The following is a 24,829-nucleotide window of genomic DNA, read 5'->3' on the forward strand; positions in this document are numbered from 1 at the left end:
ATGCAAATGAATTTTAAAATTAAATATTATTATACCTCTTAATCTTTAAATAATCTTCCTTTAATGGAATAAAAATACCAATCACTAATAAATATGATACACTGCCTCCCCCGTTCGCCTAGGATCGACAAAGAACCGAAGCAATTTGCGCCCCGGTTATTCGCTGTAAGTATGTTATTAGCATGAGTAACTTGTGATCCTAAACAAGATTTGTGATAATGAGCGTAACCTGTATCCCCCAAAATAAGGAAGAAGGTATACGTATGAAGCTTTGTGGAGTCTGTATCCTCACTGACAATGCGCCGCGTCTGGCTGAATTTTATGAAATCGTGCTTAAGGAGTCTCCGGTTGTGGAAGGAACGCATTACGGATTTGACTGCGCCCAGCTTGCGGTCTACAATCCGGGCCAAGTGAACGTGGTCAATGACAAAAATATGTCTCTAATGTTCTATGTCCATGATGTCTTGGCTGAATATAACCGTCTAATGCAAGCCATCCCCGGCATCGGGATCACCTCTCCACCTGAGCGCAGACCGTGGGGCGCCTACTCGTTCTGGTTCCTTGATCCCGACGGGAATACCGTAAGCTTCATTGAGCAGAGGTAGCTTGAAGGCTAGATCTATACAGCGATATACCAGTACACACCGAACTTATCGACGACTTCTGCACAGCAGGAGCTCCATGGAAGGGCGCCTAACGGAAATAGAACCGTGCCGCCCTTCGCCAGCATTTCGTATGCCCCTTTCACTTCTGCTTCACTCTCAAAGTTGATCCCATAACTCATCGTTGGGCGTGATTCCTCTAGTGATGATGCGAGCAATTTAAGCATCAGCAAGGAATAACAAATTCAATGATTTTTTTATTTCTGGAATGCTTAAATAGTTAGGAAGGTCGAAAGTGGAGTTGAACGGCATTGATACAGTGGTGGAGTGAACTGTAATAGTCTACCAATATCCACTGTCGTAATTCAGTTTTGCTTGATGCATTTGCATTAAAATGTAAAAATCCCGTCTTCCTCGTAAGGAAAAAATTCAGGCAATATAACCTGCACTCCGCCAGGCAGCAGGTTTAAATCTTCGATAATTTTTATTTCTGGTGGTTCCTTTTGACGTTCCCCTTTTAATTTCGATAAGTTCATAAGAAATTTGAGATGGGGTTTAAAAGCTCAATCTACAGTAGATGAAAACGAATTATTACTTTCATCGCAGATTAATGAACCTGTTTTATTTTTGCCTGTCCAACTTGAGTTGAAAATATGCTCTTTTCCTTTGCTGGGTAATTTCTCACCACATTGGTAACATTTCATGTTACCAATGTTCCCTCTGATCCCCTCCAAATAATCCATACCTCTATTGTTTAATAATTGCACAGATATTAGCTGACCAACGCCATAGAATCCAAAGACCTGTCTACAACTTTTTCTTACTTTAAAATGGGTAATACTGGGCTTGTCCATCGTATAGCAATCATTTTATGTTCAGCTTCTTTAGCTATACTCTCTTTGTGTTAATAGCTCAATCTATAATTCTAAATACCTTAAATTAATCTTCCAGCAATTCTGCTAGAATTTGATAATCATTGGCAGTTTTTAAAAACACACGATCAATGTTAAAACGATTATAGACCGTAAAGAGTACAATAATTATTGATAGCAAGCTATAAACAAAGGTTGCACTTATAATACCGATAAGAGTTGTTTCGAGGCCAATTGCGCCTTGTAGAAATGCACCCCAAAGAGCAAATAAAAAAAGTCCTGTAACAGCAATCGTGAAAGTTACTTTCTTTTTCGACCTTTCCGAATATCTCAGAAAGTCTTCCGACAATTTCTTTCTCTCTTGAACTGTCATGGTTAGCAAAGTCGGATTTAGTTCTTTAGCCAGATAAGCAACTAAAATCGGATGCCTATCTATTTCAAAGTATAATCTTAGCGGATTATCAGGTAGTAATTTATTAAAGGAAGGATCTTTTGCAACATTATGATATATCAAGAAGGTCGCATATCTCTGCAGAAAAAGACCAAGTAACAACAAAACAGAAACAACCACAGCCCATGTAATTGAATCCCATTGAGAAGCCATTGCCCATACTTCCAGAGCGACACCACTGATGATACTTCCCCACACCACCCATTCTATTATTGTTGTTTTCTTAGTTTTATATCTATGCCTTAGATTTCTTGCTGCCTTCCGATATTCACTTACGACCTTATTTACTCGTTGTAGCGCCAAATATTTCCTTGTGAACGGATCCATTAGCATTCTCCCATTAATACAGTTTTATATTTTTTATACGCATGTTAACTGATTTGGGTTTCATGTAATTCCTTCTCCGGTTCTTTCGGATTCTCGAATAAATAGTTGGCCAGCTGTTCATTATTCGGATAGCATAAAGGTTACACCTTAAATTAGAAAGTCTTCGTTTTAAATATGGTTTGATCGATGAAATTATCTTCAACCCACTGCTTCATAAAATAAATACAGTATTGCCTACCTCGTAAGGGCATGGTTTCACATTCATCCTCGATTTAATCGAAGTTATCCACTTTTTTTCATTGTATAATTCCATAACAACAAAAAAACCGAAGCGCATTGCACTCCGGTCCCTTTCCACCTTATTTCTGCCTTCTTTTAATAACTACTTCTCCCCCCTAAACACCTCAATCATCATTAACGCACCTATTTTATATCCTTGAATAAAAGACAAAGCCGACTGTAAAGAATTTGCGTCACTCTGCAAATCATACAGCTGCTCCACTTGGTTGAAATCTTCTTCGGGTAGTCTTTCTTTGAGCACCTGCAATAAATCAATGATATTTTGATCAATCTTCTGTACCTCAGGATTGCATGTATTGTTGAGTTCATTCGGACGCATTTTGCCGTAATAAAAATCCTCCAAAATAATGATCATCAGACCTCCTTCTGTGGACTTTCCCCCTAACATGAATTAATTTTATGCGAAAACCGCATAAATTACAATATGCAATTTTCGCATAAAGTACACTTGGCTTGGGTGAAGAGCATTGTATACAAAAATCCGCGACTTACGCGAAGATAAAGATCTAACACAGCAACAAATGGCTGATCTATTACATATTACACAAACTACCTATTCTCGCTATGAAAATGGGATTTTAGATCTTCCTAGTGCCGTTCTGATTAAGCTAGCTAATTTCCATAACGTTAGTGTTGATTATATTCTGGGGCAGACTACTATTCCTAAGCGTTATCCTCCTACAAATGATTAATCTGGATCAGAAATGAACTTCATGTGAGCAATCACTCCAAAACAGCACTTTCGTATACTAAAACTCAGTCAGGCATAATTTTTATGCGAAAACCGCATAAATAACAATATGCATTTTACGTATACCGTAAACTTGGCTTGGGTGATGAGCAATGTATACAAGAATCCGCGACTTACGCGAAGATAAGGATCTGACACAGCAACAAATGGCTGAGCTTTTAAACATTACGCAAGCCACCTATTCCCGCTACGAGAATGGAAATTTAGATGTTCCAAGTGCCGTTCTAATTACGTTGGCTACTTTTCATAATGTTAGTATCGATTATATCTTGGGGCAGACTGATAGCCCTAAGCGTTATCCTTCAAGAAAATAATAATCCGCAACCTAAACAAGTTCATGCTAAGAAGCACATGAACTTGTTTTTTATTTTTGCATTACCCCTTCCATTTAAAAGGAAATAGACTTTCATGAAAAGAAGCTATTACCTATATAAATTGAACTTGAAAAAACAGACAGGGAACAGTGGCGAAGGGGAATTTCGGAACTGTAGGAGCGGTAGCGTCCTCCTCACCTGATTTCTCTACCGCTACAAGCGGTTTAATCACAGTCCATCCCGAAATATAAAAATCATTAGTTCAATCTATAAAGGAATTAGATGCCTTCAACGATACGCTTAGAGCGCAGCGACACTTGCTCCAATAACTCGTCTTCATCAATGGTGAGCAGTTGACGGCCTTGCATTAACACTTTTCCGTTAACGATGGTGGTGTCCACATCCGCTCCGTTAGCGCTGTATGCGAGCAGTGAATGGATGTTGTGTATAGGCTGCAAGTGCGGTTTTCTCATATCAATCAAGATGATATCTGCCTTCTTCCCGATTTCCAATGTGCCCACCTCATGGGCAATGCGGAGCAATTCCGCACTTCCAGCCGTCGCCATGCGAAGAGTATCCATAGCGGGAAGCTTCGTGGGGTCCCCGTAATCCAACTTTTGCAGCCATGTTGCAGCCCGGATTTCCTCGAACATATCTAACGTGGTGGCGCTGCCCGCCCCATCCGTGCCTAAACCAATGGTAATCCCTTGGTCAGCCATATCCTTGATCGGCGCTATGCCGCAGCCAAGCTTGAGATTGCTTACTGGATTATGGGACACGCCACCCCGCATACTTTTCAAATACACAATATCACGGCGATTTAGATGCACGCTATGTGCGAGGAGCACATGTGCCCGTTCAAACAGACCGAGGTGATACAAATATTCGGTTGGGGTCTGATTATACTTTTCCCGTATCTGAATGACTTCTTCTTTCGTTTCGGCCAAATGAGTATGTATCGGAATGTTCTCCTGCTCCGCCCAGTCGATAATCTCTCTAAAGGGCTGCGGAGGAACTGTGTAAGGGGAATGCGGCCCCAGCATGGTCGTGATTCTGCCTTCTGCTGCACCGCTCCAGTGACGAACAAGATCGAGCGCCTCCGACATTCGCCGCCCTCCGTCATTTTCGAGGAAGGTGAGCCCCCGCGTTAAAGAAGCCCGCATACCGACCTCTTCTACTGCTGCCGCGATTTCATTCATATGGATGTACATGTCGGCGAAGGCAGTCGTACCCGATTTAATCATTTCCGCCATCGCGAGCTTCGCTCCCCAATAGATATCCTCTGGAGTCATTCGCGCTTCAGCAGGGAGCATTTTCTGGTTCAACCAATCCATAAGCTTCAAATCGTCGGAAAATCCCCGCAACAAGCTCATAGGTGTGTGTTGGTGAGCGTTGATTAGCCCAGGCATTGCTGCCATACCCTCGCCATGAATGACCACATCTGCCCCGGTGGAGATGATGGACTGAATGTCCGCTATGCGGTCCCCGTCGATGAGAATATCCCCGATATATGGTTCCTCGTTTCCCATGGTTAAGATGGTCGCGCCTTTGATTAACGTCTTCATCGTGACAGCCTCCTTTTCTAGGGTTTATACTAAACCTTGACGTTGAGTGAGGGTCAAGAACATAAAGGGGTCTGTCTCATGAAAATAAAAGAAGTCGCTGATATGCTGAAAATATCGCAGCGCGCGATTCGGTTTTACGAAGAAAAAGGTCTTATTGCTCCTTCCAAACAAGATGACAATCAGTATCGGAGGTTTGACGAAGAAGACATTTGGCGCTTGCAGACGATCATTGCACTCAGGGAATCAGGAATGCCGGTTAGTGAGATTCGGACAGCACTACTGGATATCGAAGACCAAGGAAACAGTCAATTACGATATTTATTGGAACTCCAGCGATCCGTCATGTTCACCAAGTGGGTCGAAATGCAGCAGATTATCGAGACAACAGACCAAATGATTGAAACCCTTAAGAAAGATCATACCCTTCCGCTTGACGACATTTACATTCTGGCGGAGGGTTCGAGAAGACTGAGAGAACAACGGACATGGAAGGATAAGTGGGGGTATGACCGTTTGGCCGGCGTTCACGATCAGTTGGTTCAAGAGGACACACGGAAATATGGGGACTATGATGAGGCGCTGCGCCTCGTCGTGAAATGGGTTTCGCCCATCCATGGAGAACGGGGCTTGGATATTGGAACGGGTACGGGAAATTTAGCCGGCCGACTGATCCATGAAGGCGTGGTGATGGCTGGGGTGGATCAGTCCAACGAAATGCTAAAGGAGTGCCAGCGTAAATTTCCAGAGATGGAGACCAAGCTTGGCAATTTCCTGGCATTGCCGTACCTTGACGGGAAATTTGATTTTATTGTTTCGAGCTTTGCCCTGCATCATCTGACGAGCGAACAAATGCTGCTCTCTATTCAGGAGATGCGCAGGGTCTTAAAACCTCACGGACGGATCTGCATCGCCGATTTGATGATTGACGGGGAAGGAAGCACAACGCATGAAGGTGATGAGGATTCTATTCTACTCCCCAAGCTCATTGATTTATTAGAGGATAGCGGATGCATCACGAAACACCTTAAAGTAAATCGATTGTTGCATGTTGTTTTAGCAGTACCAATCCGGTAAAAAACCTTACCCCTGCGTCAATGTTCACCATACTGCTAGGTCCGAGGTTGAAGCAAACCCTGGTAGATATTTCAGGACATCATCGGTATAAGCCAAAGTTCCCTGGTTCTGTAGCAAAAACTCTGCCAGAGCCGTAACGGCCTTGGTCGTTGAACCGAGTTCAAAGAGCGACTCTGCAGTGACAGGCCTAAAATGGAGGGTAGCAAAATGAATAAACCCCATGGAATAATTGTATTCGGGGCAAATGGAAGCGGAAAGACTACACTTGGATGTGAACTGGCGCACCTATTGAACTTTAAGCATATGGATCACGAGGATTACCACTTTAAAAAATCAGAAATTCCATATACCGCAGTACGTCCTTATGAGAACTGTTTGAGTTTAATGCTTTCCGATATTGAGAAATATCGTTCGTTTATCCTCACTGCTGTCACGGGTGATTTTGGCGACACAATTCCTAAGTTTTATGACCTCGCCGTATTTATCTCAGCACCAATTGAAATACGTATGAAACGTATAGAGCAACGTGCGTTTATCCAACATGGAGAACGCATACGCAAAGGTGGTGATATGTACGAGCAGCATTTGAAATTTATCGATTTCGTGGCTTCGCGTTCGCTGTCAAAAATTGAACGATGGGCGGAAACCCTAACGTGTCCTGTAATACATGTTGACGGTACCATTGATTGCCAGACGAATGCAACGAATATTGCGAAACGTTTTTATGAGATCGAATGGAATATGATCTATGTCTGAAAAAATTACGCACCATAAGGAGGAATGGGAACGAAATGAAGTTCGACCTTCGAGAATTAGCGTTGTTTGCAGAACAGACCGTAACCAAAGCAGGTGACAGAATTTCCGATTTGCGTAACCGTGAAAAAATTGAAGTGAATTACAAGGATGCAGGGGAACTCGTAACATCAGCTGATTTGCTGTCGGAAAGAATCATTCAAGAGGCCATAAAGGGGACATTTCAAGGTCATCGAATTCTTTCGGAAGAAGATGGAGTACATAACTGGGATAAGTTCAATTTTGACGGTCCGGTTTGGGTGGTTGACCCTTTAGATGGAACAGTTAATTTTGCCCGGAACCTGCCGCATTACGGCATATCATTGGCTTTTGCCCTTGATGGCGTAGTACTGGCAGGAGCCGTGTATGCACCCGATTTGAATAGTACCTATATAGGAATTAAAGGAGAAGGCTCCTATTACAATGGTGAGCTTTTAAGAATTCGTGAATGCACTTCACTACTAGATGCTGTCATTGGTACAGGTTTCCCGCATGATCCAGCTCAAGTTCAGCCAGCAATTGAAAGAGTGAACCGGCTCAGAAAAAACTGTCGTGACATTAGGCGTTTCGCCGCACCAACAGTAGACATTTGTTATGTGGCTTCCGGAAAGTTAGATGCTCATACAGAAAGTCTATCACCGTGGGACGTAGCCGCTGCTGGTTTGATTGCACGGGAGGCGGGAGCATTGACTTGCCATGTACAAGCGGTGCCAGATAACATCCCTGTAGAACTTTATGGTGAAGAGGTTGTATTCACGACACCTGGAATCTGCGAGGATCTCTTGACGTTATTGCGAATGGAATCTACTTGATAGAGTGGGCTATTAATGCAATGAGAATTTACTTGTATTGGATTAATATGGCATAATAAAGAGGATATAAGTTCTTGAGTGATTATTTTTTATAATGGAGGAATACAGCATGGGGATTTCTATTTATTACACATGTACGAGAAATCATAACCTTACGGGCAGTGAGAAGCAAGAGATTACGGCCATTATTGATAAATACAATGTGGATTTTGAGATGAAGGATATTGGAGAAACATTTCATGTGTATGACTATGACCAGGATGAACCAACAGTAATCTTTGCAGGTGCAACAAAGCTGCCCCTATCAGACAATTTTGAAGATACATTGCATGCGCTGTTTTATTGGTTGACCTGTTTGACGGATATTAGAAGAAGAATTTCTAACGGGGATTGGCATGTGCATCTAGATGATACGGATGTTATTTGGGATGAGGGCACGGGTTGGCACATGCCCGGCGATTAGTACTTGTTACAGGATACTATTCAAAATCTTGAAGATAATTGGTATGAAGAGTGCCGGTGAAAATAATGCTGTTACCCAATCTTCTTCCTAAAACTAAACCGCGCCCCGCCCAGCTCTGAGCGGGAATAGGTCAGCTCCCCGTTCAGCCGTGCCGCAATCTGGCGGCAGATGGCTAGCCCGAGGCCAGTTACTCCATTAGCTCCGGTATAGAAACGCCCGAAAACGGCTTCCCGCTCCTCCTCGGCCAGACCCGGGCCGTTATCTTCAATATGGATCGCCCACGCAGCTCCCGGAACCTCCGGCTCTACCCGGATAACCACCCGATCCTTTGTATGCCTAACCGCATTCTGCAATAGATTGACCAGGATACGGAACAGTTGTTCACCGGGAATCGTAACCTGCAGGCTCTCCCCTTCCACGGTGAGCTTCAGGTCCCGCTGGCTGGCCTCCGGCATGAGCAGCATAGCGGCTTCTTCGGCCATAGTCCGCAGGTCAACGGCGGTTGCAGGCCAATGCTCGTCTACGGCTTCCAGCCGGGAGAGCTGGAGCAGCTTGTCTACCATATCAATCAAGCGCTGCGACTGGGTGGTGATTACCTCCAGGCCTTCCTCCTGCGTGACCACCTGATCCTGAATGGCGAACACGAAGCCGTGGATGGACATCAGGGGGGTTTTGAGCTCATGTGAGATATTCTGCAGGAATTCAAGCTGGTTCCGCTGATGCTGCTGGATACGCCCCGACATGGATTGGAAGGTGGTCATCAGCTCCCCGATCTCGGTCCGGTCCCCCTGCGGAAAAGGATTGCCCTGCGCATAGGAAGGCTCATATCGTCCAACGGCTTCCTTCAGCCGGTTTAGCGGCCGCACCACCCGCGAGACGGCGAATAACCCGATGGCAAGAATCACCACAAAGCTGGCTCCGATAGACAGCAAGGTGGTCCGCATTAGAGAGCCGTACAGGGCTCGAAGCGAGGACAGCGGCGAATAGATGAAGATTTCATCGGACAACCCCCTCAGCTTTTCCTGCGCATATAGGACCTTTCTGCCGTGCAGGAGAGCGATTCCCTTTTTCCCTGTAGGCGTGTAGTGCAGTTGCTTGCCTTCCTCCTTCTCATTGCTAGCGTCAATAATCTTCTGATCTGCATCCAGTATCATATAGTCCGCGTTCATCATCAGTCCCTTGACGACATACTTGAACTGCGTGCTGCTCAGATTGTTGAGGTCACCGTCGCTGAGCAGCTTCTGCGCCTTCCCCACCTGTCCGTGCAGTTCAGCCTTCACCTGATTCATCAGGATGTCGTCGATTAGACGCACGAACAGCATCACCGTAATTGCTACAGTGACGAGCATGGCAATGCAGACCGAGAACAGCATTTTACCTCGAATGGTCCGCATGGCTACACCTTCCGCACGGCTGCACGGTATCCGAAGCCCCACACTGTATCAATTAGAAGCGTGGAGTGGTGCTCGGCGAGCTTTTTACGGATTCTTTTGACCACATCATCTACAACCCGGACATCCCCGAAAAAATCATATTCCCACACCTGCTGGATCAGATGCTCACGCCCAAAGGGCCTTTCCAGATGGGAGGCCAGAAAGAGCAGCAGATCAAACTCCCGTGAGGTCAAGCTCACTTCCTCTGCATTCACCTTCACTTTCCGGTAATCCGCATCAATCTCCACATTCCCGGACTTGCAGACTTGCTTCGCAGTCACCAACTGGGAGGTCTCCTCGGCAGTAGTATTACTCGCTCTAGCCAGACGCAGCATCGACTTCACCCGGCCCACCAGCTCACGCGGATTGAACGGCTTACTCAGAAAATCACTACATCCCAGCTCCAGCCCTTGAATCCGGTCATTCTCTTCCCCCCGCGCAGAGATCATAATAATAGGCAACTCGGTAAAAGTCCGCAGTTCGGTAAGCAGAGACAGCCCGTCGATGCCGGGCATCATAATATCAAGGATCAGGCAATCCGGATGCTCGGAACGGACATGGTTCACCAGTGTGCGGCCATTCGAGAACGAAGTTACCTCGTACTCTTCCTTACGCAAATATTCCGAGAGCAGCTGTAAAATGAAAAGATCGTCGTCTACGACTACTATTTTCGCCATCGTGTGTACCCCTTTACCGTCCTAATTCTAGCTTATATCCTACAGGGTAACATATATAGTGAAAAGACGGGACTGTTAATTAGCCCCGCCTTTCAAGGTGTTTATTCTGTTATTCCCTTAAAAATGTAATGAGGTTTTCTTATTTCTTTTTTGGTGCCACAGTAGTCTTGTTCACGACTTTAGCTGCGGCATGGTGTTTAACATGGGATACTTTTTTGGCTACAGCTTTGTGTTTGGCAGTTGTTGTTGCTTTTTTAGCTACGGTTTTGTGTTTGGCAGTTGTTGCTGTTTTAACTGCTACTTTGCTAGGCGTCTTAACGGTTGCTGTGCTCTTTTCTGATGTTTTCGCTGGAGTCGAAGTCGCTGTTTGGGCTGGTATTGCAGCCTTCACGGCTGGCGTTGTCACCTTAATTTCTTTAACTGATTTCACTACGGGTGCCGATGCTGCGAAGGCGCTCGTAGAGCCACCCACCACACTTACTACCGCCAACACTGACAATGCTTTCTTTGTCCAATTCATCATCTCAGGTCACCTCTTCCTTGAAAGTATCTTCATCTTAGCAGGCGATTGTGGGAATTTTGTGGAACAAATATGTGGAAAGTATATGAATACATCGGAACGTACTTGGGAGGTAGCTTATGATACGGTTCACCGCGCTGACTGAAACGCAAGTTTTCACTGAATGAATAAAGACGGTTAGAATGTGCAAAATAGATGCCTGATTTTCGGCTACGCGGGCTGTTAGCAAAGGTTATACTAAACTCATCCCAAAAATGTAGGTGTGATCATGATCCATAATGAAGAACGCAAAGCCGAATATTATAAAGCCCTTATCGAGAAAAGGTCCGACTACGAAGGTGTCTTCTATGTGGGCGTCACCTCCACCGGCGTATTTTGCCGTCCGACTTGTCCAGCCAGGAAACCAAAGTACGATAACTGCGAGTTCTACGAGACCGCGCAGCAGGCGCTTCTGGCTTCCTTCCGCCCATGTCAGCGCTGCCGGCCCTTGTCCCATCCGAATCAAGTCTCCGATATCGTCAGGCTACTTGTCGAGGCCGTTGAGCAAAACCCGGAAAAGCGCTGGAAGGGACAAGATTTCAGGGAGCTGTCCATTGATGAATCGACTGCCCGCCGTCAATTTAAAAAGCGCTTTGGCATGACATTCGTCGAATACGCAAGATCCCGTCGAATGGGATTGGCATTGAAGAGTATCCGATCAGGGGGCAAGATTATCGATACACAACTAGCTTCTGGCTACGATTCAAGCAGCGGTTTCCGGGACGCCTTCTCCCGCATTATGGGCGCGGCGCCTACGCGGTTAGAGGATAGCCGTATTCTTAAAGCATCGTGGCTGGACACGCAACTTGGCCCCATGATGGCCATAGCGGACGATAATGAGTTGTATCTTCTGGAATTCGTAGATCGCCGGGGTTTGGAACGCGAGGTTGAACGGTTACGGAGAAAATTGAAGGCGGCGATTATACCAGGACAAACACCCCCCATTCAGTCTATTGAGAGTGAACTGCGCCGATTTTTTGAGGGAACGTTAACTGAATTTTTGACGCCTCTCCACCTAATGGGATCACCTTTTCAGACAAGCGTGTGGGAACAGTTGAGGAAGATTCCTCCGGGCAAAACTTGTTCTTACGCCGATATCGCACTAGCACTCGGCAAACCCGCTGCATACCGTGCGGTAGCACAAGCGAATGGTGCCAATCAACTGGCGATCATCATTCCTTGTCATCGCGTTATTAACAGCAGTGGCGAACTCGGAGGGTATGGCGGAGGAGTCGCCCGCAAAGAATGGCTACTAAATCACGAGAAAAACGGAGGTCAACTAAATGAATAATCAACTTGAACAGGCACGGAAGTTACACGAATTGCACAGAGGCGGCAGCCCGCTGGTCCTCGTCAACGCCTGGGATGCCGGAAGCGCGCAAATGATACAAGAAGCGGGGGGCCAAGCTATTGCTACAGGCAGTTGGTCTGTAGCTGCTGCGCATGGATACGAAGATGGAGAGAAGCTTCCTTTCGACCTTGTTCTAGCCAATCTTCAGCGGATTAGCAATAGCGTAGACCTGCCCGTTACGATTGATATAGAAGGCGGTTATGGAGCATCTCCCGGGGATATCAAGAACCATGTGTTACAGATCATCGAGTGCGGAGCCGCAGGAATCAATCTTGAAGATCAGAAGATCCATGAACCGGGATTATACGCCGTAGATGAGCAAGCTTTGCGTATCACAGCCGTACGGGAAGCTGCTGAGCATACGTCGATTCCCCTTTTTATTAATGCGCGAACCGATATCTTCTTAGAGACCGCAGCACATGACCACGAAGAAACTCACTTGGAGGCTGCCCTGCAAAGGGCACACGCCTATGCCGAAGCTGGTGCTCACGGAATTTTCGTGCCGGGTTTGTGTAACGAGATACTAATCGAGAAATTATGCCAGCAGTCTTCAATACCTGTTAATGTTATGATTTCCCCAGATTCACCTTCGCTCCAAAAACTGGCATCCTTAGGCGTCGCCCGCATCAGCTACGGTCCTCATCCCTATTTATTATTGATGGATGTATTAAGACAAGCTACTATGAGAGCCCTAGCCTTACAGAAATTGTGAACAAAGCTTAGAACGTTACTTTGAAGCATTTAACTATACTTTGACATTACCTAAATATCTCATGCGGGGGGATCATTATGGGCCATATCATAATCGAACCAACGTCAATAAAGCCATATGTGTAATCCAATTGAGGGTCGTTAACTCTACTCTGGATCGCCCCCTCGCTTGTTGAGGCCCCACCGAATAGCTGCTCGCCGACATCCTGATGAATCAGGTGAAGGCTGAGCTGCACGGAATCAGGCAATCGGACATGCTCCACCAGTGTGCGGCCATTCGAGAACGAAGTTACCTCGTACCCTTCCTCTTACATATCCGCAGACTGACCGTCACAACATGTCTCACTCCTCAATAGTATAGAACTAAAGGGGGAGTGAATATGACTCGCAGGGTTAGCCGATTCCTCTCATGCCTACTGGCTGTTGCGGTTCTAACATTGGGCATCCATACCGCCGCAGCTTCTACTGTCAGCAAAGTATCCATTACATCCACGACGGTCACCAAATCTGGTATCAAAGTCCGGCCTTACACCAGCAACCCCGCATTATCCAAAGAAAAGCAAGCCGAAGCCTATCGTGATTATAAGAATCTGACACGTATCGTTATGATAGAGAAGTATGTACTATCTGGTCAAGGGACCAAGACAAAGATTGGCATTGGCGCAGGCTTCATGTTACCCGGCGGATACATTGTCACTAATAACCACGTGGCCCCCGCCAGCTATAATGGAAAGAAATTGCGATTCCAAATCACCTTTTATGCGCAAAAATCGGACGGGTACCTGCTTGGCACATTAGTGGCAACAGATCTTAAGGAAGACCTCTCACTGCTGAAGATTGATGTTAACAAAATCCCTAAAGCCTATCAGGACAGCTATTTCAAGGAGTTTAATCTTAAGCCCTTGGCCAACGAAAAGGTGACGGTCATCGGACATCCTACCAAGCCCATAGATAATTCAGATACTGGGAATACCAAGAGGTACGCCTGGACACCGCTCTACGGAACATTCACCGCCGATGATGTGGCCGTTATCCGCAAATCGAAAAATGCGTCAGCACCTGATGTGTACACCCACTCCATGGAATTCAATGTGCAGACCTGGCCCGGAAATAGCGGCAGTGCTGTCATAGATTCGAGCGATAAAATAGTCGGCGTAATCTCCTCCACGATCCTTGGTGAACCCCGGTCCTTTGCCACCAGTTCGAAGCTTATCTTACAGTTCATAGAGAACAATCATTTGTCAGAAGCTATTTTCGGACACGCCGCTGGCGGAGGTCAGAGTTAGTGAGGTGAACAGATCAAAAGCGGGACTCTTCACGAGCCCCGCCTTCTGTGGTTAAAAGTATGCTGCTGCGGAAGACTGCAATGACTGCATTATTTCTTCTTTGGTGTCACGATGATCTTGCTTGCCGATTTGGAAGGTGTTACAGCTTTGGATGCTGTTTTGTGTTTGGCGGCTCTGACTGTTTTTGCAGCAACTTTGTGCTTAACGGTTACGGCTGTCTTTACGGCCGCTTTGTGCTTGGCTGGAGTTGTTGCCTTGACCGGACTCTTAGTAGCTGCTGTACTCTTCACAGAGGTTACTGCTTTAGCAGGAGTGGAAGTTTTCACTGGAGTTACCTTGACTGGGGTGGAAGATTTCACCGCTGGTGCAGTTACCTTCACCTCTTTCACGGATTTCACAACAGGCGCCGTTGCTGCGAATGCGCTCGTGGAGCCGCCCACTACACTTACTACTGTGCTAATACTGCGATTACTCTTCTTGTCCATTTGATCATTTCAATCACCTCTTCTTTGAAAGTATCTTCATCTTAGCAGGCGATTGCGGGAATTCTGTGGAACAAGTATGAGTAAAGTATATGAAAATAGCGTTATAGAATGTGAACGGTGGCAACGTCCTTGCCTGCCCACAGATTGAAGCTGTAGCCCGGTACCCACAAATGCCACGGTGCGGCATCCACAATAAAAGCCACATCCGCATACGTATCCCAGGTTATTAGAGCTTTAGAATGTCTTATATACGAAGCATTCAACCGCTCTTCCCTGCTCTTGTCGTCAACATTTCCAGGATTTCCAGATAACCGCTTCTTCGGGCATGCTCAATCGGACTAGCGCCTTCGGAATCGGCCAGGTTCACATCTGCCCCATGATCCATCAGCAGTTGTACGATAGCCTGATGCGCCTCTCCCCCATCACCCAGCAGAACCGCTTCCAGCAGTGCCGTCCAGCCAAGATTGTTGATATGATTCACATTGACGTCAGAAGTGGTCAGCAGCTCTTCCACAACGTCCACATGACCGCGTTCAGCAGCCGGAATCAGTGCCGTTCCCCCAAACCGGTTCAGGATGGATGTATCCGCACCTGCGGCAATAGCCACCTTAACGAAATCAAGCATCCCTTCTGCGCCCGCATACAGAAGCGGATTGTCTAAGCGGTTATCGCGAATATCGATGTCCGCCCCTTGTTCAACCAACAATTTGAAAGCTTCCAATTGATTCGTGTGTACAGCGATCATTGCAGGTGTTCTGCCTGAGGAATCTGTAGCGTCAATATCAGCCCCCTCTGCCAGTAAACGGGTCACACGATCCCTATCGCCTTGCTGAACCGCAGCCCATAGCTGTTGATTTAACTGATCCATTTCCTGGTTCACCTCCTGAGTATTTCCCTGCCCAGACCGTTCATTACATAGGGACGAGCAATGTCTGTAAGCGCACGGGTCCCGCTCTTCTCCCCGGCATTTAACCAATAATGCGCAGCGCCATAAATGGCTGAACCTGTCATGGCCGCCATGATTTTTATACGATGAATGTCTATCCCATGGAGGGTATCCCCCTTCACAAATATGCTTTCTATGGTTTGCTGCAGCAGTTTCTTGATTTTGTCATCGACCAGCTTAGCCATCGGATTGGAATCTATTCTACAGATCCGGTAAAAATCCGTGATGTATTGGTGCGTCATTATGATCAACTGGTCACATATATCATCTGTGAACTCCTGTGCATCCGCCACTTGCTCAGGAATTCTCTCATGAAAAGCCTGTTCTGTGACTTCGTCCAGCAAAGCATATTTATCTTCAAAATGGGCATAAAAGGTGGCGCGGTTAATGGTTGCTTCCTGAGCGATATCTTTGATGGTGATTGCATCAAATCCTTTTCTCTGCAGCAAGTCTCTGAACGCGGTTCTAATTAACTGTCGTGTGCGCAATACCCTCGGATCTTCCTGATTTACCATCCCTATATCTCCTTGTTAAACATCAATATTCACAATGTGTTGCCTATGCAACTTTCCGCTAACTCTGCCGGTTGAACTCTCAAGTCCAGAATATTATTATCATATCAAACAGGTGTTGCTTAAACAATCTGTGAATCATTATTATGTTTAATTTAAGAGGAGGATTATCATGAAAGCTATTGCTTTGACAAGCTTTGGAATTCCCGAAGCGCTAGAAGAACTGGAAGTACCCATTCCCGAAATCACCGATACACAGGCTCTCGTCGAAATGCACGCCTCATCCATCAATCCCGCAGATGCTCTATTTCGCAGCGGCGCAATTCTTGAGGGTTCGTTGGCCGATAAATTTGCGGATCAAATCCAATTGCCGCTTGTTCTTGGTAATGAAGTAGCTGGTATTGTTAAAGAGGTTGGTAGAAAAGTCCGGCATTTCAAGCCGGGGGATCGTGTCATGGGTATGATTCCGCGAGGTTCCTACATGGACTATGTTGCCGTGGAGGAAGATCTCCTGGCCGTTATTCCTGAGAGTCTCTCCTTCGAAGAGGCCGGCGCCGCGCCTGCCGTTGCCCTGCCAGCCTGGCAAGCGCTGTTTGAGCATGGCCATCTTCAACCGGGACAACGCATCCTTATTCAAGCTGGCGCTGGAGGAGTCGGACACGCTGCAGTACAGTTAGCCAAACAGCATGGAGCATACGTTATCGCAACCGCCAGGGACTATAATCACGATTTCGTCAAAGGACTAGGTGCTGACGAGGTGATCGATTATACGAAAACCGACTTCGCCACCCAAATCACAGAGCCTGTTGACTTCGTGTTGGATACCGCTATGGACCCCGCCACTTTCGGTACCGGGTTACCGGGAGACATCGGAAGGAAGAACTACTCGGTCATCAAGGATGGCGGGACCTATATTTCAGTGGTGGCATTCGCGCTCAATGAATACCCCAAGGTCCGCGGCATTAACGCCTATTTCTTCCAGGCAAGAGCTAACCGTGCCGATTTTGAATCCATTGTCCGCCAGATGCAAGAGAATAAATTGAATATCCATATCCATGAGGCCTATCCCTTCACTGCCCAAGGCTTGCTTCAGGCGTATCGCAAAAGTGAAGAGTCCACCAAACGGGGGAAAATAATAATAACGAAAAATCTTGGATAAATGCCATGCCTGCCGGGATGGGAATTAGTAATCAGCACAAGTGGAAACGATACCGTCCTTTTTAAGGACGGTATCGTTTCAGCGAGAAATATAAGGATAAGTTATCGTGTGCAACATATAAATTCTTATATTTTGAAGAAAGCTCTATCCTCTAAGGGTTAGAGCTTTCTTCACGCATCCATCGTTCAATGATCGGCTGGCCGCTCAGATGGAGCATATCATGGTGATCTTCGCAGAGGAGCCATTGGACCTTTTTGGAGATCAGGTAGTATTCATTGAGGCGGCAACACTCAGGGATCACCTGGAGAATCGTCGCCGTCTTCCCCTCATACAGCCACAGCTTATCATAACAGTCCTCAGCAATGAACCAGATGGATTCATCTTGGATGATGTCTCTTAGTTTGGCATAGTCCTTGTCTGCAAAGCTTACACTATAATGGGGTTCTTTCAGCCGGTTCCAGCCCCAGTGTAGTCCGTGCGTATGGTGGGCCTTCTCCAGAAACCGTTCCTCGATTTCACTCAAAATGCGCCTCCACTGGTCTTTGCGGACTTCAAATAGCCTGCTCCGGTCCAGCTTCAGCGACTTGATTAGTTCTTCAATCTCTGTTCGGACAGATAGGGGATCCACAGCTTCACCTCATTTTCGGTTACATGGATTGACTTAGGCAGTCATATTGGCTTCTATTATCGTTTCTCCCCTCTCATCTGAATTACTTTATACTTGAACAACAGCGTAATCCCCAGATTCATGAAAAAATGGACCAGGATCGGAACCAGTAAATTATCCGTCTGCACATACACCCACCCGAAGACCAGACTTGGGATGGTAATATTCAGCAGCATCAGCGGCTTGCTATAGTACTGGACATGCATTCCCGCGAACAGCACCGTGGTGATTGCGATAGCGATCCAGGGGCTGGGCAGGTAAAGGGTGAGCACATTTTGTATAATTCCCCGGAACAGCAGCTCCTCGAATAAAGCTCCGGCGAACGTGAAGGATAGAATCGCTGCGGGCGAGTAATTCTGATAGCTCTTGTTCGTCTCGTCAATGTGACTGGCGGGCGTAAGCAGGGTCAGGATGATTCCGAACAACAGCAGGCTGATGGATGGAAGAACAACGTACATTGCCAGTTGCAGCGGATTTTCAAAGGATAACAGGTCCTGCAGCGTCAGGACCTCGTAAATAACAAGGGCAAAGAGAACGGTTGCGCTGATCAGGGCAAAAGCGGAGAAAACCAGCACGGCGTCTCTGGGATTGAATTTTTTTTTGGCTAGTTGCGGGGTCTCGGTTGGACGATTCATAACTTAGCTTCTCTCCTTGTCTTCCGGGTTCTCCTTCTCTAAGGACAACAGATTCATATATTTCACCACTTCTGCAATGCCCTTGCATTGAAGCATTAGCCGGGTGTTCAGCTTCTCCAGCGCAACCTGGAAGGAGCGTTCGATCTCCTGATGATCCCGGGTATCCAGAGTACTTAACAGATTCCTCATATTGTCTATGTAATAGACCGTCTTCCGTAAGCTGCTGATCACGAGGATCTTGCGCAGTTCAGCGAGGGAGAACATCCGGAAGCCATTCTCCGGGTTGCGCTCGGAACGGATCAGTCCTTCGGCCTCCCAGTGGCGGATCGCTGAAGTCTTCACGCCTGCTATAGCAGCGGCTTCTCCTATATTCATGGGCGTTTTCCATTCCGCATTCAGGGTACTTGGGATATCCGTATGTCTAATCATGGCCAGAATGTCCTGGACCCGCTTTTTCTCTAGGTGGATCTGGTATTGCTGCTCATTAATCATCCATAACGCCTGTTCCGCCTGCCCTTGCTTCATCCTTCTCATTACCTCATAGGCGACAGGAATATCATAACCTTGTAATAGAACCCGGATCGTCGTAAAAGCCTGAACATGCACCTCTTTATAATAACGGTGATTGCTTGGCGTTCTGGGCACAGTGGGAATCAGATCCTGATCCTCGTATCTTCTCAGGGTTGTGGTGCTCACCTGGAGCATACCGGCAATCTGGTTAGGGGTATATCTCTTCATATGATGAGCCCCTCCTTCAAGTCTAACCTTCAAGTGCTACGATAACATATCTTAGCTGCATTTCATATTCCATATAGGTCAGTAACACTCAAACCGAAAGATTGCATGAATGTTATATGCTTACTATATAAACATTCAAGGAGTGAACATATGGATAAAATGATTAGACTGCTAGACGGATCACAGCTTAAAGCTGGCCTGACCGGTCCTTCCGGCGCTCCAGTGCTGATGCTTCCGGTAGCCAAAGAATCTGTATACGGCCAGGAAGCGGATCACCTGCGGCAATGGGGTGTTGATCCTGAGCTGGGAGAACATTTCATCGCTGGTCTGCGAGACAAATTCCAGGTGCTCTATTTCGATTATGAGGGCCACCGGCTGCGCCAGCCTAATCCGCTTGATCTGACCGCTTCAAGTATCGCACAAGACCTGCTGACCATTGCGGGTGAAATGAATGTTAGCAAGTTCAGCTACTATGGCTATTCCTGGCTGGCGCTGGCCGGACTGCAATTGGCGATCCGCACGGATCGGCTGGAGAGCTTGCTGATGGGCGGTTTCCCGCCATTGGACGGCCCCTATGCAGAGATGCTGATCGTCACCAACCATACGTACATGATGGCTCTAAGCCAACCTGCTCCCGCTGATCCCGCAGAGACAGAGCAGAAGACCGCTGCTCCCGAGGCGACCGATTGGGACAATATCCAGATTCAAATGGACCCGGAGCAAACCAGGCAGTTCGTTACGCTGTACGATAGTCTGGCCGATTTCAGGGATCGTGACATTCAGCATTTACTGCGGATGCCAAGGCTGGCTTTTGCCGGGGAGCAGGACAAAATTGTATACGGGGACAACTTCGGGGGTGTAACGGTGGATATTGCCGGTAAGCTTGTCGAGCATCTGCCTCTTCTGGAACAGTTGGGCTGGGATGTAGCCATACTGAAGGGCAGCGGCATGGACCACACGAAAGCGATGCAGCCCGAGACCGTTCTGCCGGTGCTGAGGCCTTGGCTGATCCGAAATGTATTACGAGAGAGCTAAGCCATCCGCGTGAACATACTTTGGCGCAAAAAAGCTCCTGTGATCGCCAATCGCCACAGGAGCTTTCCTTCTTTTTTTGCAGCAGAATGTGATCCTCCGCTTCATGCTTAATAGATCATTGCATACCCTGCATGATGGCATTGATAATGCCTTGCTGGGTGACGGTGTTGTTGTAGCGGTTGAACAGGGCGAAGCCATGCTGGCCGTTATAGCCATTGTCCCAATAGACCGGCACGGCCTTGTACTTCTTAGCGGTTGCGGTTACGGCTTTGGCGTAGGCGGCGCGGTAGATATTATTGCTTGAATCGTAGGATGATTTGTCAATCGAACCGAATTCTCCGATCACCACCGGGTAACCTTGAGTCGTGAATTTATTGTACATGGATTGGAGCTGCGAGTTCAGGTAATCCTCCTGTCCCCAGGTGGATTTCTTGGCAGGGTTCGTCGCTGACGCTCCCCACTGTGTGATATTCCCCGACTCCTCGCCGGCAAAATCCCAGGGGGAATAGTAGTGGGCGGAGATCATGATTCTTTTTTCCGAGCCAGGTATGGTGGATGATCTGTAATTGTCGGTTGGAAGTACGAACCCGTAATTGCCGGCCGTGTAGTCGATATTCGTGTTCCAGCCCGGAATCAGCAGCCATCTGGCACTATTGTTGCCGCCCGTCTGTCTGACCGTGTCTACGAAGATCTGATTGTAAGCGTTCAGATTGGCGTAGTACGCCGGATTCGGATTGTTGTAGCTGCCGTCAAACACCTCGTTCATCGACTCCAAAATCAGCCGCTCGCCATAATTAGCGAACTTATTCGCGATCTGCTGCCACACCTTCTGGTACTTCTGCTTAATGGCCGTCTGGTTGCCGCTGTTGACCAGGAGCCAGCTGCCCTGAACGGAATTGAAGCCGTCCCCGTGAATATTAATGACCACATACAGGCCTTCATTGTAGGCATAATCCACAACTGCTTTCACACGGTCCAGCCATGCCGAGTTAATCGTATAATTGGGAGCGCTGCCGATATAATTCAGATAAGAGACTGGGATGCGGATCGTTTTGAAGCCTGCTGCTTTGACCTTTTGGATCAACTGCGGCGTAATGGCGGGGTTGTTCCACGCGGTCTCGCTGGGAATCCCGTTCACCGAAGCTTCGAGCGAGTTGCCCAGATTCCATCCGGCTCCCATCTCGCTGACGATCTGTGAAGCCTGCAACGATCTGAAGTCTGAAGTCAGCGCAGCTGACGCTTCTTCCGCAGATGCGCGGGAACCCGAGCTGCCAAGCACAACCGAGGCCAGTAATACTAAGGCTAGACTATAGACTCCATATTTTTTGAATTTGGCTAACATATTAGAACCTCCGTCCCTTCGATTGAATTCTAACTATCAGACAAGACACAAGCATCGCTATGGAAATTCCGAACATCAAAATGTAACCATTATAAAATAGAGTATTTGTGTACTGGTTAATCCAGCCGAAACGAAAGACTACGGAATCTTTATCATTTGTGAAGCCGTTTAAGTTCTGTTCTAACGCACTAATTGTGTGTAGTTCACCAAATATCATGAGCACTAAAGTGACAAGTGATAGAGCTGGAATGACTATTGATGTGATTGTGGGGGGCAGCTTTCTTAGAGATTCAATCGATTTCAACACCAAGTGTATGAGGAAAATCGTAAGCAATATCAGACTAAGGATCAACACTACTATTCCGGGATTCCCGTTACCTGATGTCCCTTTTCCAAGTTTATACTTAATAGTACTAATATCGACCGCAAAAATACAAAGTACATTTAGCGCCAGCAGGATTATTGTTGACCTATACCTTCTTTTCAAAATAACACCTCCGGTATAATGAAATCCCCCGCCCATCATATCATTTTATTATTTAGCGGAGAATGGGTCAACAACTACGGTTAAGGGCGGTTAAGGCTCAATCCCCCACACCAGTTGCCCGTTTACATATCCCGTAACCTGCTCGTGATCGGCGAACTGGGTGCTGACAGCATTAAAGGAATAGTCGTTCGCCTGATTGTAGCCCGACCAGTCTTGTTTGGAGAAGCGGGTCTGAATCTCGGCGCTCTGGCCGGGGTTCAGGGTTCCGGCAGCACTGGTGAAGCCAATCACCAGCGCATAATCGGCACCGGCGGCCGGGGTATCCAGCTTCACGAAGGTCCCGGTGACGTTGGCATTTCCGATGCTGGCCCAATCGGTCCAGAAGCTCTGCTGCTGCTCGCCGTCAATCGTGTAGTAATACCGGAGCTTCACATCGCTGAGCTGGACGGGTGCATTCCCGGTGTTGATTACTTTGAATTTGGGTGCGATTCCATTGGTCGAAGCACCGGTGCTGCCGTTGTAGGCCTGAATGGTCAAGTCGCCTGAAGGCAGCGGAACGCTGCTATCCTCTACGTTCACAGTAAGCACAACCTCTGGTCCGCCGCTGAAATGAAAGGAGATCGTATTCTGGCCGAGCGGCAGCGTGGAGAGGTATGCTTTTCTCAGAACAACCGCAGTGTTAGTCGCCGTATAATCCTGATTCTCGGTCAACACGGTGGTACCCGAACGAAGGGCCGTTAACGTGTTGCCGTTCAGATTCATAGTGACGGTCTGGTCAGTCTGATGCGCCGGAGCTTTGTCAAATTCGACCATGGATGGTGTAATAGTGGCGCCCGGATGAGGGTTATTCCCCTTCAGATCAGGCAGCTCGTCGAGCGTAATGACATAATCACTCTGGTACAGAGTGGTCAGCGTAGCCGGATAATTGAACGCCGTGCTCATCAGATGCTCACCGTACCATGGCAGGAAGTAGAGCCAACCCGCCTTTTCATCGGTCAGATTCTGCACACTGGGAACGGTGTCGTTCTCGGTCATGGCGACCATCTTCTTGCCCCCGGTCAGATCCACCAGCTGATAAAAGGTCGAGCTAATCGCGTCCTCATTCGGCACGCCGGACAAGCCGTCATAACGGTTGTAGATGGTGTTGTATTTATCGTAGCCGACAATATCCACCTGATTATCCCCTGGATACCAGGCTGGAGAAGTGCTGTACACATAGCTGTTATAGGTCCAGATCAGGTTGTGCAGGCCGTAAGTCTCTGTAAGCTCGGTATAGAGCTGATCCCAGAGCTGCTTGTACACCTCTGCCCCTGCTGAAGCCCACCAGAACCACGCCCCTTCCCCATTCAGCCCGCCGTTGCCTTCTGCCTCATGGTAAGGACGGAAGATCACGGGCACGTTATTGTCCTGCAGAATCTGTAATTGTTCCGCCAGATCCTGGATAGCGAGCTGCAGATACTGGTACTCTTTGGTCCCTGGAATCACAGCATTCGCGGTATTGAAATTGGTCTCGGTTGGTTTATAGGTCGCCTGCTTCCAATCCACAAATTCCCCTAGCTGATAGGCGGTGAAGTCACGGGGAACGGTAAGGTGCCAGCTATTCGTCGCAATCCCGCCCTTATTATTCACCCAGTCGATCATGCGGGCAGTAGTGCCATCCTCCCAGCCATACAGCGGATTGTAATTCATGAGGTCGAACCCGCGGACTGCCGGATATTTCCCGGTCAGATTGTGAATCCAGTCGAATTCCAGCTCGGAGTTGCCGTCATTCCCTCCGCCGTAAATCTCCTGCTGGCCCGAGAGCATGTGCTTCCCGTACACCTCCGTCAAATAATTCATCAGGAGCTGGGTTTCGGGAGTAGCCTGGGCGTCAGAGAGAACGGGCTGCACAATCAGCGGGTCCAGGTTCGCATGATCCACCGTGAAGGTGTCGAAATAAGCGAAGCCCCAACCTGCTTTTACCTGAATAGTATTGCTGCCTTGATTCAGCTTGTGATAGCCGAAGTTGAAATCCTTCCATGTAGTGGTGTAGGGCAGCATATACGAACCCTTCGCAGCACCGTTAACGATTAACGCCTGCTGTCTGCCGTCCGGGCTCAGCTCCTGCATATAACGGGTCGAGATCGTATACATGCCGGTTGCCGGGACAGTTACAGTGTAGGTTAGCGTACCGGAGTTCTGCATCCAGACAAAAGCGCTTCCCGAATAGCCGGGCTTCGGCGTTCCGTAAATCTGGGTCGTCACTTGCAAATCCGGGGTGAGCTGGGCATCCTCGCTTTCGATGGTAATCAGTGCAGGGTCAGCGCGGGCCGCAGGCGGTGCAGTAAACCCTCCAAGCAGCAGCGTACACGCCAGCAGCATTGTTCCTGTTCTTTTGAGCCATTTCTTCATTTTCTTCCTTCCTCCCCATGAACAAAATGGTAAAACCTTGGTTAACCTATCAGATCATGGTTGCGCTTTCATAGCAAAGATAGCATGTATTC

Annotated in this window: 28 protein-coding genes; 12 read left to right on the forward strand and 16 right to left on the reverse strand. The window is 47.5% G+C overall.

The window, feature by feature from the left end:
• The first annotated feature begins 263 nt into the window (after positions 1 to 263).
• Positions 264 to 605, forward strand: coding sequence for a VOC family protein (locus NSS83_RS06200; RefSeq protein WP_341347875.1), 342 nt, complete (start codon positions 264 to 266; stop codon positions 603 to 605).
• Positions 606 to 619: 14 nt separating this feature from the next.
• Here the strand turns inward: NSS83_RS06200 and NSS83_RS06205 are convergent, their stop codons facing one another.
• From NSS83_RS06205 to NSS83_RS06215, 3 genes are all read right to left on the reverse strand, one after another.
• The gene (locus NSS83_RS06205; protein ID WP_341347876.1) at positions 620 to 784 is read right to left on the reverse strand and encodes a hypothetical protein; all 165 of its coding nucleotides are present in this window, start codon (positions 782 to 784) and stop codon (positions 620 to 622) included.
• A 757-nt stretch (positions 785 to 1,541) separates the two neighbouring features.
• The gene (locus NSS83_RS06210; RefSeq protein ID WP_341347877.1) at positions 1,542 to 2,252 is read right to left on the reverse strand and encodes a hypothetical protein; all 711 of its coding nucleotides are present in this window, start codon (positions 2,250 to 2,252) and stop codon (positions 1,542 to 1,544) included.
• Between the two features lie 382 nt (positions 2,253 to 2,634).
• Positions 2,635 to 2,907 carry a DUF6809 family protein gene (locus NSS83_RS06215; protein ID WP_341347878.1) on the reverse strand — a complete coding sequence of 91 codons (273 nt, stop codon included), beginning with the start codon at positions 2,905 to 2,907 and terminating at the stop codon, positions 2,635 to 2,637.
• A 112-nt stretch (positions 2,908 to 3,019) separates the two neighbouring features.
• Here NSS83_RS06215 and NSS83_RS06220 point away from each other — a divergent pair, with 112 nt between their 5' ends.
• Entirely contained in the window at positions 3,020 to 3,244 is a 225-nt protein-coding gene (locus NSS83_RS06220) for a helix-turn-helix transcriptional regulator (protein ID WP_341347879.1), read from the forward strand.
• A 151-nt stretch (positions 3,245 to 3,395) separates the two neighbouring features.
• Positions 3,396 to 3,617: a helix-turn-helix transcriptional regulator gene (locus NSS83_RS06225; protein WP_341347880.1), complete on the forward strand. Its 222-nt coding sequence runs from the start codon at positions 3,396 to 3,398 to the stop codon at positions 3,615 to 3,617.
• A 278-nt stretch (positions 3,618 to 3,895) separates the two neighbouring features.
• Here the strand turns inward: NSS83_RS06225 and NSS83_RS06230 are convergent, their stop codons facing one another.
• Complete coding sequence (locus tag NSS83_RS06230; protein ID WP_341347881.1) at positions 3,896 to 5,182, reverse strand: amidohydrolase; 1,287 nt, start codon at positions 5,180 to 5,182, stop codon at positions 3,896 to 3,898.
• Positions 5,183 to 5,260: 78 nt separating this feature from the next.
• On the opposite strand from NSS83_RS06230, the gene NSS83_RS06235 reads away from it, so the two are divergent.
• Complete coding sequence (locus NSS83_RS06235; RefSeq protein ID WP_341347882.1) at positions 5,261 to 6,256, forward strand: MerR family transcriptional regulator; 996 nt, start codon at positions 5,261 to 5,263, stop codon at positions 6,254 to 6,256.
• Positions 6,257 to 6,280: 24 nt separating this feature from the next.
• Here the strand turns inward: NSS83_RS06235 and NSS83_RS06240 are convergent, their stop codons facing one another.
• On the reverse strand, positions 6,281 to 6,478 hold the full coding sequence (locus NSS83_RS06240) for a serine hydrolase domain-containing protein (RefSeq protein ID WP_341347883.1): 198 nt from the start codon (positions 6,476 to 6,478) through the stop codon (positions 6,281 to 6,283).
• On the opposite strand from NSS83_RS06240, the gene NSS83_RS06245 reads away from it, so the two are divergent.
• The 3 genes from NSS83_RS06245 to NSS83_RS06255 all read left to right on the forward strand — a co-directional run bounded on the left by NSS83_RS06245 (position 6,464) and on the right by NSS83_RS06255 (position 8,323).
• The gene (locus NSS83_RS06245; RefSeq protein ID WP_341347884.1) at positions 6,464 to 7,012 is read left to right on the forward strand and encodes a hypothetical protein; all 549 of its coding nucleotides are present in this window, start codon (positions 6,464 to 6,466) and stop codon (positions 7,010 to 7,012) included. The genes NSS83_RS06240 and NSS83_RS06245 overlap by 15 nt on opposite strands.
• 35 nt (positions 7,013 to 7,047) lie before the next feature.
• Positions 7,048 to 7,860 (forward strand): inositol monophosphatase family protein, encoded by an 813-nt coding sequence (locus NSS83_RS06250; RefSeq protein ID WP_341347885.1) that lies wholly within the window; start codon positions 7,048 to 7,050, stop codon positions 7,858 to 7,860.
• 109 nt (positions 7,861 to 7,969) lie between these two features.
• Complete coding sequence (locus tag NSS83_RS06255) at positions 7,970 to 8,323, forward strand: hypothetical protein (protein ID WP_341347886.1); 354 nt, start codon at positions 7,970 to 7,972, stop codon at positions 8,321 to 8,323.
• 71 nt (positions 8,324 to 8,394) lie between these two features.
• Here NSS83_RS06255 and NSS83_RS06260 read toward each other — a convergent pair whose 3' ends face one another.
• The 3 genes from NSS83_RS06260 to NSS83_RS06270 all read right to left on the reverse strand — a co-directional run bounded on the left by NSS83_RS06260 (position 8,395) and on the right by NSS83_RS06270 (position 10,956).
• On the reverse strand, positions 8,395 to 9,717 hold the full coding sequence (locus NSS83_RS06260; protein WP_341347887.1) for a HAMP domain-containing sensor histidine kinase: 1,323 nt from the start codon (positions 9,715 to 9,717) through the stop codon (positions 8,395 to 8,397).
• A gap of 2 nt (positions 9,718 to 9,719) precedes the next feature.
• A complete protein-coding gene (locus tag NSS83_RS06265; RefSeq protein WP_341347888.1) occupies positions 9,720 to 10,433 on the reverse strand; it encodes a response regulator transcription factor in 714 nt (237 codons plus the stop codon).
• A 139-nt stretch (positions 10,434 to 10,572) separates the two neighbouring features.
• A complete protein-coding gene (locus NSS83_RS06270) occupies positions 10,573 to 10,956 on the reverse strand; it encodes a hypothetical protein (protein WP_341347889.1) in 384 nt (127 codons plus the stop codon).
• Positions 10,957 to 11,221: 265 nt separating this feature from the next.
• Between NSS83_RS06270 and NSS83_RS06275 the strand changes: the two genes are divergently transcribed.
• From NSS83_RS06275 to NSS83_RS06285, 3 genes are all read left to right on the forward strand, one after another.
• Positions 11,222 to 12,283, forward strand: coding sequence for a trifunctional transcriptional activator/DNA repair protein Ada/methylated-DNA--[protein]-cysteine S-methyltransferase (locus NSS83_RS06275; RefSeq protein ID WP_341347890.1), 1,062 nt, complete (start codon positions 11,222 to 11,224; stop codon positions 12,281 to 12,283).
• Positions 12,276 to 13,055, forward strand: coding sequence for an isocitrate lyase/phosphoenolpyruvate mutase family protein (locus tag NSS83_RS06280; RefSeq protein WP_341347891.1), 780 nt, complete (start codon positions 12,276 to 12,278; stop codon positions 13,053 to 13,055). The genes NSS83_RS06275 and NSS83_RS06280 overlap by 8 nt, the downstream gene beginning before the upstream one ends.
• A 379-nt stretch (positions 13,056 to 13,434) precedes the next feature.
• Positions 13,435 to 14,340 carry a serine protease gene (locus NSS83_RS06285; protein WP_341347892.1) on the forward strand — a complete coding sequence of 302 codons (906 nt, stop codon included), beginning with the start codon at positions 13,435 to 13,437 and terminating at the stop codon, positions 14,338 to 14,340.
• Positions 14,341 to 14,429: 89 nt separating this feature from the next.
• Here the strand turns inward: NSS83_RS06285 and NSS83_RS06290 are convergent, their stop codons facing one another.
• The 3 genes from NSS83_RS06290 to NSS83_RS06300 form a co-directional block, all read right to left on the reverse strand.
• Positions 14,430 to 14,825: a hypothetical protein gene (locus NSS83_RS06290; protein WP_341347893.1), complete on the reverse strand. Its 396-nt coding sequence runs from the start codon at positions 14,823 to 14,825 to the stop codon at positions 14,430 to 14,432.
• A gap of 259 nt (positions 14,826 to 15,084) precedes the next feature.
• The gene (locus tag NSS83_RS06295) at positions 15,085 to 15,693 is read right to left on the reverse strand and encodes an ankyrin repeat domain-containing protein (RefSeq protein ID WP_341347894.1); all 609 of its coding nucleotides are present in this window, start codon (positions 15,691 to 15,693) and stop codon (positions 15,085 to 15,087) included.
• Positions 15,694 to 15,701: 8 nt separating this feature from the next.
• Positions 15,702 to 16,286: a TetR/AcrR family transcriptional regulator gene (locus NSS83_RS06300; protein ID WP_341347895.1), complete on the reverse strand. Its 585-nt coding sequence runs from the start codon at positions 16,284 to 16,286 to the stop codon at positions 15,702 to 15,704.
• 169 nt (positions 16,287 to 16,455) lie between these two features.
• Between NSS83_RS06300 and NSS83_RS06305 the strand changes: the two genes are divergently transcribed.
• Positions 16,456 to 17,442, forward strand: a complete 987-nt coding sequence (locus NSS83_RS06305; RefSeq protein ID WP_341185294.1) for an NADP-dependent oxidoreductase — start codon at positions 16,456 to 16,458, stop codon at positions 17,440 to 17,442.
• A gap of 151 nt (positions 17,443 to 17,593) precedes the next feature.
• Here NSS83_RS06305 and NSS83_RS06310 read toward each other — a convergent pair whose 3' ends face one another.
• From NSS83_RS06310 to NSS83_RS06320, 3 genes are read right to left on the reverse strand one after another with little or no spacing between them, the layout of a single operon-like run.
• Positions 17,594 to 18,070 carry a DUF6756 family protein gene (locus tag NSS83_RS06310; RefSeq protein WP_341185293.1) on the reverse strand — a complete coding sequence of 159 codons (477 nt, stop codon included), beginning with the start codon at positions 18,068 to 18,070 and terminating at the stop codon, positions 17,594 to 17,596.
• A gap of 56 nt (positions 18,071 to 18,126) precedes the next feature.
• Entirely contained in the window at positions 18,127 to 18,744 is a 618-nt protein-coding gene (locus tag NSS83_RS06315; RefSeq protein WP_341185292.1) for a CPBP family intramembrane glutamic endopeptidase, read from the reverse strand.
• Positions 18,745 to 18,747: 3 nt separating this feature from the next.
• The gene (locus NSS83_RS06320) at positions 18,748 to 19,482 is read right to left on the reverse strand and encodes a MerR family DNA-binding transcriptional regulator (protein ID WP_341185291.1); all 735 of its coding nucleotides are present in this window, start codon (positions 19,480 to 19,482) and stop codon (positions 18,748 to 18,750) included.
• 150 nt (positions 19,483 to 19,632) lie between these two features.
• On the opposite strand from NSS83_RS06320, the gene NSS83_RS06325 reads away from it, so the two are divergent.
• On the forward strand, positions 19,633 to 20,517 hold the full coding sequence (locus tag NSS83_RS06325) for an alpha/beta hydrolase (RefSeq protein ID WP_341347896.1): 885 nt from the start codon (positions 19,633 to 19,635) through the stop codon (positions 20,515 to 20,517).
• 115 nt (positions 20,518 to 20,632) lie between these two features.
• On the opposite strand, the gene NSS83_RS06330 is transcribed toward NSS83_RS06325, so the two are convergent.
• Both NSS83_RS06330 and NSS83_RS06335 read right to left on the reverse strand, forming a co-directional pair.
• On the reverse strand, positions 20,633 to 21,859 hold the full coding sequence (locus tag NSS83_RS06330; protein ID WP_341347897.1) for a glycoside hydrolase family 5 protein: 1,227 nt from the start codon (positions 21,857 to 21,859) through the stop codon (positions 20,633 to 20,635).
• Between the two features lie 577 nt (positions 21,860 to 22,436).
• Positions 22,437 to 24,737, reverse strand: coding sequence for a glycosyl hydrolase (locus NSS83_RS06335; RefSeq protein ID WP_341347898.1), 2,301 nt, complete (start codon positions 24,735 to 24,737; stop codon positions 22,437 to 22,439).
• Positions 24,738 to 24,829 lie beyond the last annotated feature (92 nt).

Source organism: Paenibacillus sp. FSL H3-0469 (genome assembly GCF_038051945.1).
In the GTDB taxonomy this organism is placed as follows: domain Bacteria; phylum Bacillota; class Bacilli; order Paenibacillales; family Paenibacillaceae; genus Paenibacillus_AQ.

Bases quoted from the DNA above. Each gene is read 5' to 3' on its own strand.
- NSS83_RS06335 (WP_341347898.1), bottom strand. From the start codon at position 24,737: ATGAAGAAATGGCTCAAAAGAACAGGAACAATGCTGCTGGCGTGTACG.
- NSS83_RS06225 (WP_341347880.1), top strand. From the start codon at position 3,396: ATGTATACAAGAATCCGCGACTTACGCGAAGATAAGGATCTGACACAG.
- NSS83_RS06270 (WP_341347889.1), bottom strand. From the start codon at position 10,956: ATGATGAATTGGACAAAGAAAGCATTGTCAGTGTTGGCGGTAGTAAGT.
- NSS83_RS06320 (WP_341185291.1), bottom strand. From the start codon at position 19,482: ATGAAGAGATATACCCCTAACCAGATTGCCGGTATGCTCCAGGTGAGC.
- NSS83_RS06250 (WP_341347885.1), top strand. From the start codon at position 7,048: ATGAAGTTCGACCTTCGAGAATTAGCGTTGTTTGCAGAACAGACCGTA.
- NSS83_RS06255 (WP_341347886.1), top strand. From the start codon at position 7,970: ATGGGGATTTCTATTTATTACACATGTACGAGAAATCATAACCTTACG.
- NSS83_RS06295 (WP_341347894.1), bottom strand. From the start codon at position 15,693: ATGGATCAGTTAAATCAACAGCTATGGGCTGCGGTTCAGCAAGGCGAT.
- NSS83_RS06205 (WP_341347876.1), bottom strand. From the start codon at position 784: ATGAGTTATGGGATCAACTTTGAGAGTGAAGCAGAAGTGAAAGGGGCA.
- NSS83_RS06230 (WP_341347881.1), bottom strand. From the start codon at position 5,182: ATGAAGACGTTAATCAAAGGCGCGACCATCTTAACCATGGGAAACGAG.
- NSS83_RS06280 (WP_341347891.1), top strand. From the start codon at position 12,276: ATGAATAATCAACTTGAACAGGCACGGAAGTTACACGAATTGCACAGA.
- NSS83_RS06275 (WP_341347890.1), top strand. From the start codon at position 11,222: ATGATCCATAATGAAGAACGCAAAGCCGAATATTATAAAGCCCTTATC.
- NSS83_RS06290 (WP_341347893.1), bottom strand. From the start codon at position 14,825: ATGGACAAGAAGAGTAATCGCAGTATTAGCACAGTAGTAAGTGTAGTG.
- NSS83_RS06260 (WP_341347887.1), bottom strand. From the start codon at position 9,717: ATGCGGACCATTCGAGGTAAAATGCTGTTCTCGGTCTGCATTGCCATG.
- NSS83_RS06245 (WP_341347884.1), top strand. From the start codon at position 6,464: ATGAATAAACCCCATGGAATAATTGTATTCGGGGCAAATGGAAGCGGA.
- NSS83_RS06210 (WP_341347877.1), bottom strand. From the start codon at position 2,252: ATGGATCCGTTCACAAGGAAATATTTGGCGCTACAACGAGTAAATAAG.
- NSS83_RS06215 (WP_341347878.1), bottom strand. From the start codon at position 2,907: ATGATCATTATTTTGGAGGATTTTTATTACGGCAAAATGCGTCCGAAT.
- NSS83_RS06235 (WP_341347882.1), top strand. From the start codon at position 5,261: ATGAAAATAAAAGAAGTCGCTGATATGCTGAAAATATCGCAGCGCGCG.
- NSS83_RS06330 (WP_341347897.1), bottom strand. From the start codon at position 21,859: ATGTTAGCCAAATTCAAAAAATATGGAGTCTATAGTCTAGCCTTAGTA.
- NSS83_RS06325 (WP_341347896.1), top strand. From the start codon at position 19,633: ATGGATAAAATGATTAGACTGCTAGACGGATCACAGCTTAAAGCTGGC.
- NSS83_RS06265 (WP_341347888.1), bottom strand. From the start codon at position 10,433: ATGGCGAAAATAGTAGTCGTAGACGACGATCTTTTCATTTTACAGCTG.
- NSS83_RS06200 (WP_341347875.1), top strand. From the start codon at position 264: ATGAAGCTTTGTGGAGTCTGTATCCTCACTGACAATGCGCCGCGTCTG.
- NSS83_RS06285 (WP_341347892.1), top strand. From the start codon at position 13,435: ATGACTCGCAGGGTTAGCCGATTCCTCTCATGCCTACTGGCTGTTGCG.
- NSS83_RS06300 (WP_341347895.1), bottom strand. From the start codon at position 16,286: ATGGTAAATCAGGAAGATCCGAGGGTATTGCGCACACGACAGTTAATT.
- NSS83_RS06240 (WP_341347883.1), bottom strand. From the start codon at position 6,478: ATGGGGTTTATTCATTTTGCTACCCTCCATTTTAGGCCTGTCACTGCA.
- NSS83_RS06315 (WP_341185292.1), bottom strand. From the start codon at position 18,744: ATGAATCGTCCAACCGAGACCCCGCAACTAGCCAAAAAAAAATTCAAT.
- NSS83_RS06305 (WP_341185294.1), top strand. From the start codon at position 16,456: ATGAAAGCTATTGCTTTGACAAGCTTTGGAATTCCCGAAGCGCTAGAA.